This is a genomic window from Rhizobium sp. NXC24, assembly GCF_002944315.1.
In the GTDB taxonomy this organism is placed as follows: domain Bacteria; phylum Pseudomonadota; class Alphaproteobacteria; order Rhizobiales; family Rhizobiaceae; genus Rhizobium.
In genome coordinates, this window is sequence record NZ_CP024313.1 from 1 (window position 1) to 16,155 (window position 16,155).

General features: G+C 58.8%; 13 protein-coding genes and 2 pseudogenes. 8 read left to right on the forward strand and 7 right to left on the reverse strand.

All coding sequences use genetic code 11. From position 1 onward, the window contains the following. Nucleotides 1-108 precede the first annotated feature (108 nt). Nucleotides 109-558 (forward strand): annotated as a pseudogene (locus NXC24_RS35795) (GNAT family N-acetyltransferase); the annotation flags it as partial. Between the two features lie 135 nt (nt 559-693). On the opposite strand, the gene NXC24_RS21750 reads toward NXC24_RS35795, so the two are convergent. The 5 genes and pseudogenes from NXC24_RS21750 to NXC24_RS21770 all read right to left on the reverse strand — a co-directional run bounded on the left by NXC24_RS21750 (nt 694) and on the right by NXC24_RS21770 (nt 5,949). Then, nucleotides 694-897, reverse strand: a complete 204-nt coding sequence (locus NXC24_RS21750) for a cold-shock protein (protein ID WP_104825545.1) — start codon at nt 895-897, stop codon at nt 694-696. A 136-nt stretch (nt 898-1,033) separates the two neighbouring features. Beyond that, nucleotides 1,034-2,149, reverse strand: a complete 1,116-nt coding sequence (locus NXC24_RS21755) for a Fic family protein (RefSeq protein WP_104825546.1) — start codon at nt 2,147-2,149, stop codon at nt 1,034-1,036. A gap of 303 nt (nt 2,150-2,452) precedes the next feature. Further along, nucleotides 2,453-3,244, reverse strand: a pseudogene (locus NXC24_RS21760) (recombinase family protein); the annotation flags it as partial. Nucleotides 3,245-3,529: 285 nt separating this feature from the next. Beyond that, nucleotides 3,530-4,696: an ATP-binding protein gene (locus NXC24_RS21765; protein ID WP_104825547.1), complete on the reverse strand. Its 1,167-nt coding sequence runs from the start codon at nt 4,694-4,696 to the stop codon at nt 3,530-3,532. An 80-nt stretch (nt 4,697-4,776) separates the two neighbouring features. Continuing rightward, complete coding sequence (locus NXC24_RS21770) at nt 4,777-5,949, reverse strand: site-specific integrase (RefSeq protein WP_104825548.1); 1,173 nt, start codon at nt 5,947-5,949, stop codon at nt 4,777-4,779. A 169-nt stretch (nt 5,950-6,118) separates the two neighbouring features. On the opposite strand from NXC24_RS21770, the gene NXC24_RS21775 reads away from it, so the two are divergent. From NXC24_RS21775 to NXC24_RS21785, 3 genes are read left to right on the forward strand one after another with little or no spacing between them, the layout of a single operon-like run. Further along, nucleotides 6,119-7,759 (forward strand): Mu transposase C-terminal domain-containing protein, encoded by a 1,641-nt coding sequence (locus NXC24_RS21775; RefSeq protein ID WP_104825549.1) that lies wholly within the window; start codon nt 6,119-6,121, stop codon nt 7,757-7,759. After that, complete coding sequence (locus NXC24_RS21780) at nt 7,750-8,673, forward strand: TniB family NTP-binding protein (protein ID WP_104825550.1); 924 nt, start codon at nt 7,750-7,752, stop codon at nt 8,671-8,673. Before NXC24_RS21775 ends, NXC24_RS21780 begins: the two co-directional genes overlap by 10 nt. Continuing rightward, a complete protein-coding gene (locus NXC24_RS21785; protein ID WP_104825551.1) occupies nt 8,571-9,767 on the forward strand; it encodes a TniQ family protein in 1,197 nt (398 codons plus the stop codon). The genes NXC24_RS21780 and NXC24_RS21785 overlap by 103 nt, the downstream gene beginning before the upstream one ends. A 30-nt stretch (nt 9,768-9,797) precedes the next feature. On the opposite strand, the gene NXC24_RS21790 is transcribed toward NXC24_RS21785, so the two are convergent. After that, a complete protein-coding gene (locus tag NXC24_RS21790; protein ID WP_104825552.1) occupies nt 9,798-10,439 on the reverse strand; it encodes a TetR/AcrR family transcriptional regulator in 642 nt (213 codons plus the stop codon). A 109-nt stretch (nt 10,440-10,548) separates the two neighbouring features. On the opposite strand from NXC24_RS21790, the gene NXC24_RS21795 reads away from it, so the two are divergent. From NXC24_RS21795 to NXC24_RS21805, 3 genes are all read left to right on the forward strand, one after another. Next, a complete protein-coding gene (locus NXC24_RS21795; protein WP_104825553.1) occupies nt 10,549-11,292 on the forward strand; it encodes an SDR family NAD(P)-dependent oxidoreductase in 744 nt (247 codons plus the stop codon). A 117-nt stretch (nt 11,293-11,409) separates the two neighbouring features. Continuing rightward, entirely contained in the window at nt 11,410-12,414 is a 1,005-nt protein-coding gene (locus NXC24_RS21800; protein ID WP_104825554.1) for a zinc-dependent alcohol dehydrogenase family protein, read from the forward strand. 129 nt (nt 12,415-12,543) lie between these two features. After that, the gene (locus tag NXC24_RS21805; RefSeq protein ID WP_281060694.1) at nt 12,544-13,359 is read left to right on the forward strand and encodes an MBL fold metallo-hydrolase; all 816 of its coding nucleotides are present in this window, start codon (nt 12,544-12,546) and stop codon (nt 13,357-13,359) included. Between the two features lie 189 nt (nt 13,360-13,548). Here the strand turns inward: NXC24_RS21805 and NXC24_RS21810 are convergent, their stop codons facing one another. Next, nucleotides 13,549-14,466 carry a recombinase family protein gene (locus NXC24_RS21810; protein WP_104825556.1) on the reverse strand — a complete coding sequence of 306 codons (918 nt, stop codon included), beginning with the start codon at nt 14,464-14,466 and terminating at the stop codon, nt 13,549-13,551. 523 nt (nt 14,467-14,989) lie between these two features. Here NXC24_RS21810 and NXC24_RS21815 point away from each other — a divergent pair. Next, a complete protein-coding gene (locus NXC24_RS21815; protein ID WP_199773611.1) occupies nt 14,990-16,132 on the forward strand; it encodes an RHE_PE00001 family protein in 1,143 nt (380 codons plus the stop codon). Nucleotides 16,133-16,155 lie beyond the last annotated feature (23 nt).

Genomic DNA, 16,155 nt, shown 5'->3' on the forward strand with positions numbered 1-16,155 from the left:
GCGACACAAAGCTGCTGCGGTTTGGAGACCGCAGCAGGTAAGGTCCTCGCTTGTGGTCTCCCGAGTATCGCCGATAAGCTAGTAATCTAAAATGGGATCGCTGAGAACATGCATAGTCGAAGGGCCGTAAGCTCGGATTCGGAGGAGCTGGGTAGCCTTCTGAACGGAAATCATCCGCGCCGGCGGAACGACGGCGCTGGAGACAACCGCTTTCTCCCGACGAGTTCGCCGATGGTTTGTTAATCGTGAGTTTGCGCTTGCTTTTATGTTGCGGAGCACGATCGGCTGCTTGTCGGCTTTCAGTCGTTGAGCCGTACGGCGATCTACCGTTTTGTTGACATCGCTACATTTGCACGCGCGAACCCAAAGATCGGCAGCGCTCTTTTCCCTGAACCCGGATAACACCGCAGAACTTGTGTTCGAATTCATCATGTGACCATACGTGCCGATAACATCAGGGGTCTTGCTATCACCAAGATGGGGTTTGAGGATCATGCTAGTCTCATAGACATTCCGCTTCTGGATGGGACACCATTCGACCGGGTGAAAAAGCGCTTCTGGGGCGCTGTGCCACATACGCCCGGGGCGCGTGACTTATCGATGATTTCGGCGCAGACCGAGATCTCGCTATTTAAGAGCAGGCGGCCCCGAAGGTGCTTTTGAGCCTATTACCGCCTCTCCGATCCAATCGCGTCAGAGGGGTCTGACGTTTTCCGCCTTTAATTTGCCGCTCTTTCTATCCTGACCGAGATCGTAGGAAACGGACTGTCCCTCTCTGAGCAAATCACCATATTGCAGGGCGGTGACATGCACAAAAACGTCGCCTCCTCCGCTTTCCGGCGTGATAAAACCAAAACCTTTATCGGCGTTGAAGAACTTAACCTTGCCTGTTGGCATAACAATCCTCGAGTCTTCGCAGTTTAAGCAGCAAACTAATGAACAGCCACAGCAAGAATCAAGCCAGTCTGCTTTCGCGAGTGATGTCGCACTCTTTGATAGAGTGCGACGAAAGGCCGTGCCCGGCCCGTTGTTTCTATCGCTCTGGCTCCGGCAGGTTTATGGTGTAACGCGTATGGCGGCGTTCGCCGGTGCGGTTCATCGCTCCCTTCTCCACCATATCGTGAAGGTCTCGAGTAGCCGTGGCCCGCGACGCTCCTGTAATCGAGATGTAGTTTTCCGCGCTCAGGCCGCCTTTGAAGCCCCCAATTCCTTCGCGGAACATGCGGGAGATCGCCTTGTCTTGGCGCTTGTTGAACTGGCCGCGGAACCGTTCATAGAACTTTGCCTTGCGGATATAAAACGCAACGCGCGTGAGAGTCGTCTGCTGCGCATCGAGGGTAGTTTGCGAGAAGTAGATGAGCCATTCGGTTATATCGAGCTTGCGCTGATTGTTTTCGAGCTCTCCGTAATAAGCCTTGCGGCTCTTTTCGATCGTATATGCAAGCGAGATAAGGCTTGGTTGCCCGATGTTTTGCGCGAGCGACTTTTCTGCCAATGCTCGGCCGATCCTGCCGTTTCCATCCTCGAATGGATGGATGCTTTGGAAGTAAAGGTGACTTATGCCAGCGCGCGTCAGAGCGGGGAGGGGACTTTCGCCCTCCGGTCCGGATCTGTTGAACCAGGAGACATAACGGTCCATTTCGGACTGTACCTGCCTAGAAGGCGGTGCCTCGAAGTGAATGGTCGGCTTGTCGAAGCGGCCGGAGACGATTTGCATCGCGTCCTCGTGAATCCGATAGCCACCGATCGTTGCGAGATGGCTGTTGCCTGCCATAAGCATTGAATGCCATCGAAAGAGGATTTCATGGTCGAGCGGTTTGGACCACGTCTCGAAGAGGTGGATCATCATCTCGGCGATGCCACGTTCCTGAGGCCTGATCGCCCTGTTGTCGGCATCAAGGCCGAACTGCCGACGCAGCGACGACTGCACGCTCAGCCGATCCAGCATCTCACCCTCGATCTCTGAGGTTTTCACGGCCTCATCGCTCAAAAGCTCGATCCGCAGCGACTTGCCGTCCTCCTCATTGAAGTGACGCACGGCCCCGATGACCTCTCCCGAGGACTTGAGAAACTGCCGCTCGAGCGGTTCGAGCGGTTCACGATCGTAGCTGAAGTGCGGCCAGCCGAGTTGCGTCCAATTCCAGTGCATGAGTTATAGCCCTTCCTCCTATAACTCAATTATGGCGGAGGTTGTGAGTTATAGCAAGCGGAGCTATCGCTCATGCACCCAATGCAGCCTCCAGGCGACCCGAGATATAAGAGCGACTTTGCTACTGTAACTACCTCGGTGGTTGGCAGAAAATGATAGGACCGCTTGTGCCATTGGGCAGGAAATCCACCGTGGCCGGCTTGGCCGAACAGGTCGTGGCAAGCACGGATTAGAAGGAGATTTCCGCCGGTCAAGGAAGCTCGCGGGGCAAAAAGCTCGGGCGCTCCCTTATCAATCACCTACTCAAGGACGAACTAAGCCGAAGCGATGTGCATCGTCCAACAGCGCCCTGACGGAAGAGGGCTGCCACTTCCTACCACCACGCACCGGCCGTTCTCCCATTTGATCCAGTTGCACGGCAATGTCGCGCAGCGACAAACTGGGATCGGCGATGGTGATCGCGGCGACAAGTTTCATCAAATGATCCTCGGGCGCGTGACGCGGTGAGCGAGCCAGCAGCTCAGGCTCCGCGAGCTTCTCGCGAACCATCCGATGCACCGCGCGACGTAGCCGCTCGACCGTCCAATCATGACCGCGGCGATTGAGGATGCGGACGACGTTGTCCCAGCTATGCTGCGGGCGCAACTGCCGCACCGTCGGTAGCCAGGTCTGGGCCGACGAGATCAGTTCGTCGATATAAAGCTTTTCGCGCGCTTGCGACACCGCCTTGATCGCTTCCGGTCGGCGCTCGCGCAGACCGGGATTGCCGGGAAGCCTGCCTCTGGCTTTCGCCGCCTTGACGCCGGCTTTGGTTCGTTCGGCAATCAGGGCGCGCTCGAGCTGGGCGACGGCACCAAGCACCTGCAGCGAAAACATGCCCTGCGGCGTCGACGTATCGATCGGATCGCGGAGCGATCGGAAATGCACTCCGCGCTTTTCAAGGTCCTCGATCACTTGCAGCAGATGGGTGACCGATCGGGCCAGGCGATCGAGACGAACGACGACGAGCACGTCGCCGGCAGTGAGATCCTTCAGCAGTTTGGTGAGCACCGGTCGCGCGCGTGAGATGCCGGATCCATGCTCCTGGTGGATGCGAGCTGGCGCTTGCAACCTGCGGCATCAGTTTTGGCTCGTTTTTGATGGCGTTTGTACAGATAATGAATGCGTGTCTTATGACCAGCTAGAATAACGCCCAGAGCGTTTCCCAACTGTAGATAGGCAAGAGGGCTCTTAAGCAGAGAAAATGCCTTGGCCGCCTTATGTGCCGGGATATGGTGCAGCTCGTTTCAGCAGAGCTGTTCTTGTGGTGCTCATGTCCAGTGGTAGACAAGCGCTGGATTGCGTCCTCCGGTCTGGACGAACCGGTGGATGTCAAATTCGCTAGGCTAGGTGAGCCAAAGCTCTCCCTAACGCTGACAGTGGCATTGCTTGCACGTCCTGGTTCATCGGGAAGATCTCCTGTCCGGGATAAACGACGACGCGCCGTATCGGATTCAGGTCCTCGCACGCAAGATAGAAACCTTTCTCGAGCTTTGGCGACAGGCTACGCTTGATTTCAATGGCCCAGGGACGACCGCCCGGTGGTGTGAGGAGCAGATCGATTTCGGCACCGGCGGACGTCCGATAGAAATTGCTCTCAGTTCCGGCGGGGGCTGCCGCGATCAACGTCTCGATTACAAAACCTTCCCAACTTGCGCCGGCGACCGGATGACCGAGCAGATCCTCCTGAGTGGTCAGCCCCAAGAGGGTGTGGGTGATGCCACTGTCGCGAACGTAAACTCGTGGTGACTTTACAAGACGCTTTCCAACGTTTGCATGCCAAGGCTCCAGACGTCGTACAAGCAGCAGATCAACCAGGAGGTCGAGATAGGACGCAACTGTCTTGCCATCGACGCCAAGTGCACGGGCAAATTCCGCGGCGTTTAGAAGTCCCGATTGGCGATGCGCGAGCATAGTCCAGAAGCGCCGTAATGTCTCGGCGGGAATACGAGGGCCGAGCAAAGGAATATCTCGCTCGAGGTACGTGCGGATAAAATCTTGTCGCCAGCGCTGGCTTACACGATCACTCGCGGCGAGCAGGCTATCCGGGAAACCACCTCGCAGCCAGAGCGTATTCAGCTCGTCAGCCGGCACCTCCATGCCATTGACCGGCCCCATTTCAAGGTAGGCGATGCGGCCAGCCAGTGTCTCGCCCGACTGTTTCAGCAAGTCAATGGATGCGGATCCGAGCAGCAGGAAATGTCCAGCTTTCCTCCCGCTTCGACGGCCGCGATCGATAAGTCCGCGCAAATTCTGGAAAAGATCAGGTAGCCGGTGAACCTCGTCCAAGATGATGAGCTTGTCGCTATGCTGGCTGAGATATAGTTCCGGCTCGGCGAGTTTGGCGCGATCAGCATCTGATTCCAGGTCGAGATAGATCGATGGGCGATGGTCGGCTATGGAGAGTGCCAATGTCGTTTTACCAACCTGACGCGGGCCGATGAGTGCGACAGCCGGGCTGGTGTCTAGCAGTTCGTTCAGTTCGGATGATATTCGACGGTCGATCATCCTTGTAGTTATGGAGTTGAATTCCAGAATTGCAAGGAAAAACTCAGGTGAGTCTTCTCGGGGAAACCTTGATGCCGCCGCTACATCATCAATCGCGCCGCCCGGCCGTTCTTCCGCTCGGCGTTGTTGTAATAGCTTGCGGCCTGGGCTACCGACTTATGCAAGGACTGCTGCATCGCTTCTTGCAGGGGCACGCCACGATTGGCGGCTTCCGTCAGGTAGCCGGAGCGCAGCCCATGCGCCGAAAACATTTCCGGATCCAGACCTGCCTGCTTGCAGCGGCTCTTGACGATCAGATTAACCGATTGCGGCGTCAGCGCCCGCCGGTCGACATTGCCCCATTGGTCGATGCGCCGGAACACCGGTCCGCTCTCGATCTTGGCCTCGCCGATCCAGCGCTTCAACGCCTCGACCGGTCGGCCGATCAGAATGACATGCGCCCTGTCCTCGGCCGCCGTCGTCTTGGTACGGCCGAGGTTGATGGTGAGACACGGCAGGAGAGGGGAGGCGGGATTTTTCGGATCGGCATGCACCGGTTCCTCGTCAACCAGATCCTCGATCCGAAGGCTGGCGATCTCGGAGCGCCGGCGGCCGCCGGAGGCGAAGGCCGTCAGCAACAAGGCGCGATCTCGACTATCGACCAGGCGATCGTTGGAACAGGCAGCCAGCAGCTTTGCCAGCACATCCCCGGTAACCGATCTTTTGCTTTTACGCTGCCTTGGCCGTCCACCGGCCCGCACAGCGAGCCGCAATGCGGTCTTCAGGGAGGGGGCAGAAAACGAGCCCCTCAGGCCGCGCCAGCGCGTCAGGATCGACCAGGAGGTCAGGCGCCGGCGCACCGTGTCGGGCGCATGCGGACCGTGGGCGCGCAGCAACCCCTGAGCGCGCAATCCCGTCTCGATCTCGGCCGGCATGCCGTGGCTTGGATCATCGGCGCGTTCGACGGGATCCCAGAGATGGTGGGCGACAAATTTCAACAGCAGGCTTTCCGGCGCCGGCCAGGGAAGGGGGAACCCAGTCGCGAGTTCGCACCAGGCCTCCAGATAGCCGAGATCGGAGGCAAGCGCCCGTAAGGTGTTTTCGCCCATGCCTTCCTTGGCCAGATGCTTGAGGGTGGCGACGTCCTCGTCCGTCAGCAGGGTGGCGAGCTGATCGCGCCGGGCAAAGGGCAGGATGGCGTCGAGCACATCCAGCTCCTCGGCGCGTGCCAGCACCGGATCGGCGGGGGAGGGCAGGGTTTTCGGCTCTAGCATGGGGACTCAGGCGCTGTGATTTGCTCCGACTTTAACGTGTCCGTCTTTTTAAACGAGCGGATCATATGTCTTTGTCGCGTAATAATAATCGCTCATTCTAATTGAGTGAACTTGAGTAGGTTCGGCGGAATTTTAGCCTGATTTGCAGCTCGATGTAAGGTGAGCGCTGATGAGCCGGAAGCCAGACAAGTTGAGCGTTGAGGAGGCAGCCTGGCTGAGGGCTGTGTCACGTGAGAAGGTTATTCGTCCCTTGGCTCTGTTGCCTCGCCTTTCAGCCGCGCATGTGGGCAGGGCATGCCGAGAGCTGAAGTTGGGGCAAACGCGTTTCTACGAGCTGCTGAACCAGTATCGCGCATCGCCGGTCACGAGCTCGCTGCTGGATGCTATATCGGGACCTTCCAAGGGCAGAACGCTGTTGTCGCCGGACATCGAAGGGATCATTCAGGCGGCAATTCGCGATACCTACCGCAAGCGTGAGCGGCCGACGATCACCGATCTTCATGATCGGGTACGGCAAGTTTGCCATGAGCGGGGTGTTCGTGCGCCATCGTGGACGGCGGTGAGGGCACGGGTCGATTGCATCGATCCCAAGATGCTGATGCGTTGGAGGGAGGGCGCGAAGGCGGCAGCAGAAAAATTCGGCATTGTCGTGCAAGACTATAACGCCGACTACGCCCTCCAGATCGTTCAGATCGATCACACGCTGGTGGACGTGTTCGTCGTTGATGCTGTTGGCCGCAAGCCGCTGCAGCGGCCCTGGCTGACGCTGGCGATCGATATTGCCAGCCGAATGGTAGCTGGCTTCTATCTCAGCCTGGAGAGGCCCTCATCGACATCGGTCGCCCTGGCAATCCAGAACGTGGTGATGCCGAAAGCACCTCGGCTGCTGGCGATGGGTATTGATACCGAGTGGCCGGTTTTTGGACTGCCCGACGTCATTCATCTCGACAACGGAGCAGAATTCCATGGCAAGGCTCTCGTCAGGGGCGCCGCTGAGCACGGGATCGAGCTCATGTACAGGCCTGTAGCGCGGCCGCACTACGGCGGACATATCGAACGGCTGATCGGAACCATGATGGGCGCCGTGCACCTGCTTCCGGGATCCACGTCGAGCAGCATTGCCAAGCGAGGCGCTTACGATCCGCAGAAGCACGCAGCAATGACACTGGACGAATTGGAGCGATGGTTGGCCCTGCAGATCGTCGGCCGCTACCATGCTGACGTTCATAGTGCCTTGCTGCTTCCCCCGCGAACAGCCTGGGACGATGCGATGGCCGCCCGTTCGCACCCCGTGCGCGTGCCGCATGATCCGGAGCGATTCTTGCTCGATTTTCTGCCCTATGAGGAGCGCTGTATCCGCAGGGATGGCCTGCATCTGTTCGCAATTCGCTATTGGGATGACGTTCTAAGCCCTTTCGCAGGGCGATCATCCCGCCAACTGCGGGTCAAGTATGATCCCCGCGATCTTTCCTGTGTTTACTTGGAGCAAGCAGACGGATCGATATGGCCGGTGCGCTTTGCAGCGCTCGATCGTCCGCCGATTACGCTCGGTGAACACCGCCTGGCCCGTGCTGCTCTAAGAGCGCGGGGCGCCAGCGCTGTTGATGAGCACCTAATTTTCCAAACCATCGCGGAGCAGAGAAGGCTTATGGAGAGTGCTGTCCAGCAGACCAAATCCATGCGTCGCCATACCGAACGGGCAGAGCGTGGGTTGGCAGCCTCTCATCGAACGACCAATTTGCCGGTCTCAGATGACGACGACGATGTCTGCATAGACGTGTCACCATTGTCAGTGGAGGAATGGTCTTGAGTGACTATGCCCACCTTCTGCCGGCTTATCGAAGCCATGCCGAATTGAGCGACGATGAGCGTATTGCCTGGATCCGGGCGGATCGCTGGCTGGAAACGGCTCAGGCAAATTCGGCATTGATACGGCTCGAGGATCTGCTTTCCTATCCTTCACTAGATCGCATGCCTTGCCTCCTCTTGTATGGCGACACCGGCATGGGAAAGACAAAAATCATCCGCAAGTTTCTTCGCGATCATCCGGCGACGTTCAACAGAGGCACTGGCGAAACCGTCATGCCGGTCGTGGCGATGCAGATGCCCGCGGAACCGCTGGAGCGGGATGTCTATGGCGAGCTCTTGAATGCGCTCGGCGCGCCCGGGCCAAGCAGCGACGCGGCATTCCGCCTCAAAGCGGTCTGTCGTAACCTGATGCGCAGGATGGGCGTGCGAATGCTTGTTATCGACGAGATCCACGCGATGCTGACCGGTACGTTTCGCCAGCAGCGGATTTTTCTCAATGTGATCCGCTTTCTCGCCAATGATCTCAAGGTGCCGTTGATCTGTGCGGGCACCGATCTTGCACGGCAAGCTCTGCTTACCGACCCGCAGCTTGCCGAACGGTTCGAAGCATTTCATCTTGAGCGTTGGTCGAACGATCCGCGGCTGACGCAGCTTCTTTCGAGCCTGGCATCCATTTTTCCGCTACGGCAGCCATCGGCCGTGACATCTCCGGCAGTTCGTCGGCGGGTTCTCGACCTCACGGATGGCGTGACGGTGCGCATATTTCGGTTGATGGAGACCGTCGCTGCCGATGCTATTCACAACGGCAGGGAATGTATCACCGCAGACAGCTTCAGCCGCGAGGACCTTGTGTTGCCGCTCGTCTCTATGGTTCGGCGTTCGGAGAGCTCCCTCCAGCGGCGGTCGGCGCGGTGAGGTCAATCCCCCTCCTGCCGATCGCACCGCGGCCTTACGCGGACGAACTAATTTCCTCGTGGCAGGCCAGAGTAGCTTGTCGCTACGGATGCACGCCGGCCGACATCGAACATTGGTTAGGGCATCAGGATAGGTCGCCGAATTCCAGCAGCTTCGACTTGCGGGATTTTCGTCCGAATCCAACGGTCCTCAAATCGTGGGCGCGGACCGCCAGATTAAAGATCGCCGATGTCGAAGCAATGATGCTGAGCCGGTTGGCAAGAACGATCGACTGGTATGTTGCCGACCGTCGGGAGCGCGGGATTTGCCCGGATTGCCTGGATGAGGACGTGTCGGTGGATCGAGATCATTATTGTCGCCGAGAATGGTCCCACATCGAGGCTGTAGCTTGCCGCAAGCATCGTCGGATGCTGCAAGATTGGTGCAGCCGCTGTTTCGCGCGTGGCCGATTCCGCTTCGGCGGTATCGAGGAACGGGCGAGACTCGTCTGCGGAGACTGCTCGACCATTGTATCGGGCGGGCAAGCGAGAATCGAAGAGCCGGCCAAGACGGATTTCCTGCTCGTGCTGACCGCCGCGATAGACGCTGCTGTCGTGAGGAGAGGAGGTAGCGTCGCGCTGAATGAGATAACAGCTGCGATCGACACCTTATGGTCGCCGTCGCAGGCAAACGGAAAGCCGTTCATCGCGTGGCTTGACCTGAAACTTCCCTTTGGACGCGTTCCTGTTTTCACCGCCTGCAACAATCCGCTCGCCCGGCTGTCGTTGTCATGGCGCATCGCGACCTTCGTAGCTGCAGCGCAGTTGCTTGATCTGGCGCAGGCAAGGCAATGGTTAGGACCGCCACCCTCTTTCCTCAAGCAAGCATTTGCCGACCGAAAGCGTAATCCATTGTCGCTACCCGTCGAAATACTCAATACTGTTGAGGTTTTCGAGACAGTCCCAAAGCTCGGGCTTCGATCAGACGTCGAGTATCAACGTTTGGCCAGACGGATCTTGGCCAGCCAGGATTGGAAGGCGATTTCCACCATGAAAGGAGGCTTGCGCGATAGGAAGCTTGGTCGCCTCATGAACCAGGCACTCAAAAGCAAATGAGGCGCTCCTGCCTATCTTCTAACTCAGACACTATTTTCTCGATGAGATTTTCGTAGGGTTGCCAGCCTTGCTAGCGGCGTAGCGCAATCCGTCCATGAATAAGCCCACCATTCGCTGCGGATCAGTCGGCTCGCCGCAAGTAGGTGGCACGCACAACATTCCAACACCGTGCAGGAGTTCATGCGCCTGCACCCCAGGTCGTATTTGACCCTCGACGACTGCTGCATCCAGCAGATTCTGAACCAGCGGGCCAAGGCGTTCCAGAAAGTAGGCCGGGAGCCCTTCAAGAGCTTGATCGCCGGAATTGAAGGCGGCCGCGAGCCCACGATGCGCTGCTATGAACTCTACATAGTGCTCGACCCAACGCTCGAGCGCCTCACCCGGTGGGTGCTTAGCAGCCAGCGTCGACGCTGCCTCAACGGATTCATCGACCTCTTTACGGAAGACGGCCACGACAAGATCGGAACGCGTCGGAAAATGGCGGTAAAGCGTGCCGACGCCGACGCCAGCCCTGTCCGCGATTTCGCGTATCGGTACGTCCAGTCCCGAATCGGCAAACACCTCTGACGCGGTCTGAATCAGCGAGCCAATGTTGCGCTGCGCATCGGCTCGCCGGCGCCTGCCTACCACCTGTTTTCCAGCCTCACTGGTCCATTTCGTATCCTCGGACAAATTCTACCCCTTGATAAACGGAATCTGATTCCGTATATGAGTAAACGGACGATCGTTCCGTATATGGCATGAAGGGTCGTTTTTGCCAAGTCCAAAGGAAGAACCAGACATGCACAACAAACCCGTCGCGCTCGTCATCGGCGCAAACAAGGGGATTGGCCTCCAGATCGCGAAAGATCTGGCGCAGCAGGGCTTCACCGTACTTATAGGGTCGCGCCGCTTTGAGGCCGGCGAGGACGTCATTGACAGTGTTGGCTCCGACGCCCGGACCATCCAGCTTGATGTCACTGATGAAAGCTCGATCGCCCAGGCGGAGAGGCAGATTCGCCGAACCTATGGCCGGCTCGATGTTCTCGTGAATAACGCGGGCGTCGGCCACGGCGGTAATCCCAGCCGAAACAATGCCCAGATTATCGCGGAAACGCGCTTGTCTATCGTCGATCTGGAGGAACTGAAGACGGTGTTCGCGACCAACGTGTTCGGCGTCGTGGCCGTGACGCAGGCGATGCTGCCGCTTCTGAGGGAAGCATCCGCGGCAAAAATCGTCAACATATCCAGCGCAACCGGTTCGCTGACGCTGAACAGCGAAAGTTCCAACCCGCTTCGCCAATACGCCGGCACTTACACGGCGTCGAAGAGCGCCTTGAATGCCATCACGCAAGCGCTCGCGATTGAACTTCAAGGCACCAACATCACGGTCCACGCCGTCTGTCCCGGTCTCACCGCCACGGACATGAGCGAGTATGGCGGCTCCGTCGAGGACGCGGCGCGTGAACCGGTGCGGGTCGCACTGCTTGGACCCGATAGCCCCACGGGCACGTTTTCGAATGTACAGGGCGCGCTGCCCTGGTGATCCCCTCAGTGCCCGTTAGGCGCTGATCTCAATCGTCTCGTGACTCCCGAATGGAAGCTCACAATCCCCCCAAACAGTGTCGTGACATTGCCAGATGCAACCCGTCAGGAGAAGCTAGTGTCCAAAGTAGCAAAAATAGTACAGTTCCATAAGCTTGGAGGCCCGGAGGTTCTCCAGGTCGAAGCCTTGCCGATCCCGGAACCCGGAAAGGATGAGGTCCGCCTTCGCATCAAGGCGTTCGCCCTGAATCGGGCGGAAGCGCTCTTCCGCCAGGGGCACTACATCCTTCAGCCCCAGTTTCCGGCAAAGCTCGGCTACGAGGCCGCCGGCGTGGTCGAGGCCGTCGGCCCCGGCGTGGACGAAAGCCTGATCGGCAAGACCGTCAACACCATCCCCAATTTCAGCTTCAGCCACTACGGCGTCTACGGTGAAGTCGCGGTCGTGCCCGTCACCGCGCTCGGCACCTATCCGGACACGCTCACGCCGGAGGAGGGCGCATCCGTCTGGATGCAGTACCTCACCGCCTACGGCGCCCTGGTTCATATCGCCAATGTCGGTCCCGGCGATTTCGTCATGCTTCCGGCGGCCAGCAGCAGCACCGCGCTTGCCGCGATGGAGATCGTGAAGGCCGAGGGTGGCACAGCCATCGGCATCACGCGAACCGCGACGAAGAAGGCCGATCTTCTGGCTCTGGGCTACGACCACGTGGTCGTCAGCGACGACGAGGACGTCGTCAAACGCGCCGCGGAGATCACCGGCGGCACAGGCGCGCGGATCATTTTCGACCCTGTTCTGGGAAGCGGTATCGAGGTTCTGGCTCAGAGCGCCGCCTACAAGGGGATCTACTTCGCCTACGGGCTGCTGGACCGAAGCCCCACGCCGTTTCCGGTTTGGTCGGCCTTGTCGAAAGCCCTCACGCTAAGAGGCTGGGCCTTCCCGGAGCTCTTCCACGACGCCGAGGCGTTGCGGAAGGCGAAGGACTATATTTTCAGGCACCTCAGCACAGGCGCGTTGAAGCCGAAGGTCGCAAAGATCTTCGCATTGGACCAGATCGTCGAAGCGCACCGCTTCATGGATTCCAACGACCAGATCGGGAAGATCGTCGTCAAGGTCGAAGAATAGCCGCCGCCAGCAATTCGCGTCGAGAGCGATTAATATCAACAGGAGATCACTATGTGCATCGCATGCTTTATGCAGACCAAGCATCAAACAAAGGCCGCAAATCTGGGGCGGTCGATCAGTTCGTCCGCCATGGAGGCTTTGATCGACAAGCCTGGGCCAATCGAGGTTGAGACCATCCCCAGCGCGGATTGGGTGGCTCCTCTTTCCGGATTGCTCAATCTCAAGCACCCCACCGCCATCAAGGCCGGTCTGAAGGATCGGGAGGAATCGATAGAGATTTATACACATCTTCTGCGGCATCCGGTCCACGGCGCATTCATGATCGATACCGGCGTCTCAAAGCGCTTCGTGCAGGATCCAAAGGGGGTCGGAGTGGGCCTGGTGATCCGGAAGTTCGCGAAACTTGACCGGATGAAGGTTCGCAACGAACCCCTGTCTGCCGTCCAGTCGAAGGGCGTTCCGCTCAAGGGCGTTTTCATGACGCATCTTCATTTCGATCATGTTTCCGGCATGCCGGATATTCCGCTCGACATACCCTTCTATACCGGCTTTGGCGAGGCCAATACCAAACAGTTGCAGAACGTCTTCGTCCAGGGGATGGAAAACAAGTTCTTTGAAGGCAGGCCCGCCATTCAGGAATTTCAATTCGCCAAGGATCCCAATGAAAAATTCGACGGGGTGATCGATGTTTTCGGTGACGAAACGCTCTTCTCCATCTTAACTCCCGGGCATACTGCCGGCCATGTTTCGTTCGTGGCCCGCACAGCTGACGGTCCGGTTCTTTTGACCGGTGACGCCTGCCACACACGCTGGGGCTGGGACCACGGCGTCGAACCGGGAACCTATACGTTCGACCGGGCAAAGGAACAAAAGAGTCTGCTCGCCTTGAAGGCCTTGAGCGAGCGTCACCCCAACATGACAGTCAGACTGGGGCATCAACCATAACCGAAACTCACGTTGATCATCGAGAGCACAGGCCTACCGCCCTGTCCTCGACGATGCTCATGGCTTTTGGCGCAACACCCTTATCGCGCCAAACGTCTCATGGAGGCGTCCGAGGGCGTCGACGGCTGCCGTTTATCTCCCAAGTAGGGAGAATGGGGCAATCGCCTAGTTTGAAAATACACCGAGTATTTAAGAACGAAGGAGGCCAAAGCGCTGCGCCTCGTCCAATAGCGCTCTGATAGACGAGGGTTGCCACCTTCTGCCGCCACGCGCGGGTCGTTCCCCCATTTGATCGAGTTGCGCAGCGATATTGCGAAGCGACAGACTGGGATCGGCGATGGTGATCGCGGCGACAAGTTTCATTAAATGGTCCTCTGGCGCGCGGCGCGGAGAGCGGACCAGCAGCTCTGGCTCTGCAAGCTTCTCACGAACCATCCGATGCACCGCGCGTCGGAGCCGCTCAACAGTCCAGTCGTGGCCGCGGCGATTAAGAACGCGGACGACATTGTCCCAACTATGCTGCGGACGCAGTTGCCTCACCATGGGTAACCAAGTCTGTGCTGACGAAATCAGTTCGTCGAGATAGAGTTTTTCGCGTGCTTGCGACACCGCCTTGATCGCTTCCGGCCGGCGCTCGCGCAAACCGGGATTGCCGGCAAGCCTGCCGCGCGCCTTCGCGGCCTTCATGCCGGCTTTGGTTCGTTCGGCGATCAGAGCGCGCTCAAGCTGGGCGACGGCGCCGAGCACCTGCAGCGAGAACATGCCCTGCGGCGTCGATGTGTCGATCGGATCGCGCAGCGAGCGAAAATGCACCCCACGCCCTTCGAGGTCTTCGATCACTTGCAGCAGATGGCTGACCGATCGGGCCAGGCGGTCGAGGCGAACGACGACCAGCACTTCGCCGGCGGTGAGATCCTTTAGCAGTTTGATGAGCACCGGTCGCGCGCGTGAAATGCCGGATCCATGCTCCTGGTGGATGCGATGGCAGCCGGCGGCGCGCAGCTCGTCGACCTGGGCGTCATTCAGCTGATCGTCTGTCGATACCCGCGCGTAGCCGATCAATCGCTGCGGCTGGGGAGGCGAACTGGCGTTTGCAACCTGGGGCATCAGTTTTGGCTCGTTTTTGATAGTGTTTGTACAGACAATGAATGTCTGAGAAAAGGGTGGTTTGCAAGCGTGTTTTATGGCTCAAATAGAACGCCATTCAGCGCGTTTTCTCGTGTGAGCTAGGGGTCAACTCATCGCGACTCCTAAAAGTGCGCCAGCGGGCATCCATGGCGGAAATGCCGTGAAATCGGCTGTTTCGGAGGGGAACCAAGCTGGACTTGTCATTTTGGGCAAGCGTTGGCGCTAATAGGCGGTCGGGGGAGGGGAGGCGCTCGCCCGGTTGGCGCGTGTCATTTCCGCTCAATCGGGCAGAATTTTCCACCGATCCTCAACGAAGAAGCCGCAAAAAGCCTGGATTTGCAGGCTTTCCGCCCATCCTCAATGACTGACATACCGAGTTTGCGCCGCCAAATCCATCACTATCGATACTTGATCCTTATCGATGGTTAGAACGCCATCTAGCAATCGTACCATGTGAGGAACCATAATAGTCATATAGAGTTCTTTTAGGAAATCGTTTACCATAATTTCAATGGCTTACGATCTCGCAAAAACTGGCATTTTAAATTTGATGGGGCCCGCTTTCGACGCGGCCGTCGCATTGACGCGTCTCGACGAGCGCATTGCCCGCTCACCGGTCGGCGCAGGCTGGATCGAACGCATGCACTTCGCCGATGCCTGCGCCTCGCTGTGGATTGACGGCGAACTCGTCCACCTCGAAGACCTCGTCCTGCACGACGCCACGAAGGATGTTCGCACACCGACCCATGAGCTGACAATCGCCCGCGACGTCCTGCGCACCCGCCGACGCATCGCGGGCCAGTCGCCCGGCTGGGCGCTTTCCGCAGAGGGTATTCGGATATTGCGACAGACGTCGGACACGGGGGCGATCGGCGCCGAGGTGGGGGAGCCGACCGGCGTCATCCGGCCCGCCATCGCTGTGCATGCGGAAGGGGAGGGGAAAAGCAGCGACGAAGCCGAAGGGCTTCCCGGCGTCGATTATGCCGCCATCGACGCGGTGCTCGCGCGATCCGAGGCTGTGATTGAGGAGGCAAAGCGACCCGGGCGCGTTACTGATACCCGCGAACGAGATCCTCTCGTCTATGATCTCGATTGGGACGAAGACGCGCGCCTCGACGAATGGCGCGGCGTGCTGCGCCAAGCCGATGAACTGCCGGTCGTGCTACAGGCCATCGTCGCTCTCGACGCCTGGAACGAGCTTTCCGTGCTGCAGCACGCCCCCTGGCTCGGCCGGCTATTATGTGCCTCAATGCTGCGTCAGGCCGGCATCACCACCGGCGTCCACCTCGCCGCCATCAATCTGGGCCTGAAAACCATTCCGGTGGATCGGCGCAGGCATCGCGACCGGGAGACGCGACTGCTGGCCATCGCACAGGGATTGTTGGCGGCCGCCGAGATCGGCACGAAGGAACATGACCGGCTGGCGCTGGCGCGAAAAATGTTCGAGCGGAAGCTCAAGGGGCGGCGAACGTCGTCAAAATTGCCGGAGCTGGTTGAGCTTGTGATAGCAAAGCCACTGGTTTCGGCCGGCATGGTGGGGAAAACGCTCGACGTCACGCCGCAGGCGGCGCGGCGGATCGTTTTGGAACTCGGCCTTAGGGAGATGACGGGGAGGGGGAGGTTTCGGGCGTGGGGCGTAATCTGAGATCGTCGACGAACGCGATGAGT

Excerpts from the sequence above, each read along its gene's own strand:
- NXC24_RS21795 (WP_104825553.1), top strand. The coding sequence starts at position 10,549 with ATGCACAACAAACCCGTCGCGCTCGTCATCGGCGCAAACAAGGGGATT.
- NXC24_RS21750 (WP_104825545.1), bottom strand. The coding sequence starts at position 897 with ATGCCAACAGGCAAGGTTAAGTTCTTCAACGCCGATAAAGGTTTTGGT.
- NXC24_RS21775 (WP_104825549.1), top strand. The coding sequence starts at position 6,119 with ATGAGCCGGAAGCCAGACAAGTTGAGCGTTGAGGAGGCAGCCTGGCTG.
- NXC24_RS21785 (WP_104825551.1), top strand. The coding sequence starts at position 8,571 with ATGTATCACCGCAGACAGCTTCAGCCGCGAGGACCTTGTGTTGCCGCT.
- NXC24_RS21810 (WP_104825556.1), bottom strand. The coding sequence starts at position 14,466 with ATGCCCCAGGTTGCAAACGCCAGTTCGCCTCCCCAGCCGCAGCGATTG.
- NXC24_RS21770 (WP_104825548.1), bottom strand. The coding sequence starts at position 5,949 with ATGCTAGAGCCGAAAACCCTGCCCTCCCCCGCCGATCCGGTGCTGGCA.
- NXC24_RS21755 (WP_104825546.1), bottom strand. The coding sequence starts at position 2,149 with ATGCACTGGAATTGGACGCAACTCGGCTGGCCGCACTTCAGCTACGAT.
- NXC24_RS21805 (WP_281060694.1), top strand. The coding sequence starts at position 12,544 with ATGGAGGCTTTGATCGACAAGCCTGGGCCAATCGAGGTTGAGACCATC.
- NXC24_RS21765 (WP_104825547.1), bottom strand. The coding sequence starts at position 4,696 with ATGATCGACCGTCGAATATCATCCGAACTGAACGAACTGCTAGACACC.
- NXC24_RS21780 (WP_104825550.1), top strand. The coding sequence starts at position 7,750 with ATGGTCTTGAGTGACTATGCCCACCTTCTGCCGGCTTATCGAAGCCAT.